We start from the raw sequence: 2,194 nt of genomic DNA, 5'->3' as shown, positions 1-2,194 counted from the left end.
CCGGTTCTCAAGGTGCACGCCCCGCGGCTGATCCGGTCCGACCGGGCCGCGCGGCAAGGAGATATATTGCCAGACCGGAGGGGCGCCGGGGGCGGGAATCTGGGCGTACACATTTCCTACACATATAAGGACTCTCGGCTGGCTGGGTAAATATAAGAGGGGACCTCGTTTCCGAGATCCCCTCTTTCGCCTATCTACAGTAATAGACTCTTAAATACCTTATGCCAGCAGCTTGCGACCGGACTCTTCAATCGCGTCAAGTGCTGCATCAGCTTCGGCGGCATCCGCGCCCTTGGCAAAGATATACAGCTTGATCTTGGGCTCGGTGCCGGAAGGACGGACGATACCCTTGTTGCCACCCTCGAGATCGAACTCAATGACATTAGCCTTCGGCAGGCCGTTCACGCAGGTGTTGTAGTCCACGACGGCCTCAATCTTGGAACCGGCGAGCTCCGCGGGCGGGTTCTCGCGCAGACCGGCCATGATGCCGGCCATCTTTGCCGCACCCTCAGCACCCGGATAGCTCAGCGAAATCGTCTTATTGTGGTAGTAGCCATACTTCTCGTACAGCTCGTGCATCGCGTCGGCGAGGTTCTTACCCTGCAGCTTGTAATACTGAGCCATCTGGCAAATCAGCAGCGAAGTGCTCACAGCGTCCTTGTCGCGCACGTGGTCGCCAGCCAGATAGCCGTAGCTCTCCTCGAAACCGAAGATAAAGCGATCGACTTCACCAGCATCGGAAAGCGAGGTAATGATGTCACCGATGTACTTGAAGCCCGTCAGGCAGCGACGGAGCTCAAAGCCATACTCCTCGGCCAGTGCATCGACCATGGCGGAAGAAACGATAGTAGTAACGGCAACCTTCTTAGCAAGGTCCTCACCGCGGGCCGCACGGGTCTTGCAGATATAGTCGAGCAGCAGAACGCCCATCTCATTGCCGGTCAGCAGCAGATAGTCATCGCCATTCTTGACAGCAACGCCAACGCGGTCGGCGTCAGGATCGGTTGCAAGCAGCAAATCAGGGTGAACCTGCTCGCAGAGATCAATGCCCTTCTGCATGGCCTGACGGATCTCAGGGTTAGGATACGGGCAGGTCGGGAAATCGCCGTTAGGCTCCTTCTGCTCGGGAACAACCGTGACATCGGTGATGCCAGCGCGCTCGAGCACCGTCGTAACGGGAATGAGGCCGGTGCCGTTGAGCGGAGTGTAGACGAGCTTGAGCGGTGCGCCGGCAATCTCCTCGGCAGAAAGGTTGGTCACGCCGCGCACGAGAACGGCGTCGTAATAACGCTCGAGGCACGAGTCGTCGATCCATTTGACCAGACCCTGCTCAAGAGCCTCATCAAAGTCCATGGACTTCACGCCGGTGAATGTATCGGTCTCGGCGATAGCCTTAGAAATTGCATCGGCGGCCTCGCTGGTGATCTGGCAGCCGTCGGGGCCATAGGCCTTATAGCCGTTATACGGCGCCGGGTTATGGCTAGCAGTCATGCAAATGCCACCGGAGCACTTAAGATCACGGACGGCCCAGGAGAGCGTCGGCACAGGAGAAATCTTGGGATACACGAGGGCAGTCACGCCGTTTGCTGCAAGAATGGCAGCCGTCGTCTTAACGAACAGCTCACCTTTATTGCGGCTATCGCGTGCGATGGCGACCGTCGGATGCTCAAAGGTCGCATTGAGGTAGTCAGCGAATCCCTGGGTCGCACGACCGACCGTATAGATATTCATACGGTTAGTGCCCGCACCGATAGTGCCGCGAAGACCGGCAGTACCGAAGGCGAGATCCTGGAAGAAAGCGTCGGTGATGGCGTCCTCATCACCCTGCTCCTTCATCGTGTTGAGCTCAGCGAGGAGCTCCTCGTCCTTGACATTGGCAATCCAAGTATCAAGCAGCTCATGAACATCTGCCATGTGAGTCCTTCCGTCACAATCAATAAAACGACCCGTGTAAAAACAGGACAAGCGCAGCAGTGCGCTAAAGCAAATATTAGTCCATTGAGAACAGAGAACCGACCAAAGAACGGTGAACGTCTATATTCAGCGGTGGATGATTAAATTGATTTAATTGCATAAGGAATGTTGCCCGTAAACGCAAAAAGGGGGAGGCCGCTAGGCCTCCCCCTTCTTCAAGTCAAGCGTACGGCTCGGTGCCGTCCACCGGTCAGCGGCGCCCTGGCCTCCCACGGGCTGA

1 protein-coding gene is annotated in these 2,194 nt (G+C 56.9%); it reads right to left on the bottom strand.

Annotation, left to right across the window (positions count from 1 at the left end; translation table 11 throughout):
• Window positions 1–219: 219 nt before the first annotated feature.
• Entirely contained in the window at window positions 220–1,914 is a 1,695-nt protein-coding gene (locus tag I2H81_RS10310) for a phospho-sugar mutase (RefSeq protein ID WP_195645453.1), read from the bottom strand.
• Window positions 1,915–2,194 lie beyond the last annotated feature (280 nt).

This window comes from Collinsella aerofaciens, assembly GCF_015561195.1.
GTDB classification, from domain to species: Bacteria; Actinomycetota; Coriobacteriia; order Coriobacteriales; family Coriobacteriaceae; genus Collinsella; species Collinsella aerofaciens_AC.
This window is presented reverse-complemented; position numbering and strand designations above follow the sequence as displayed.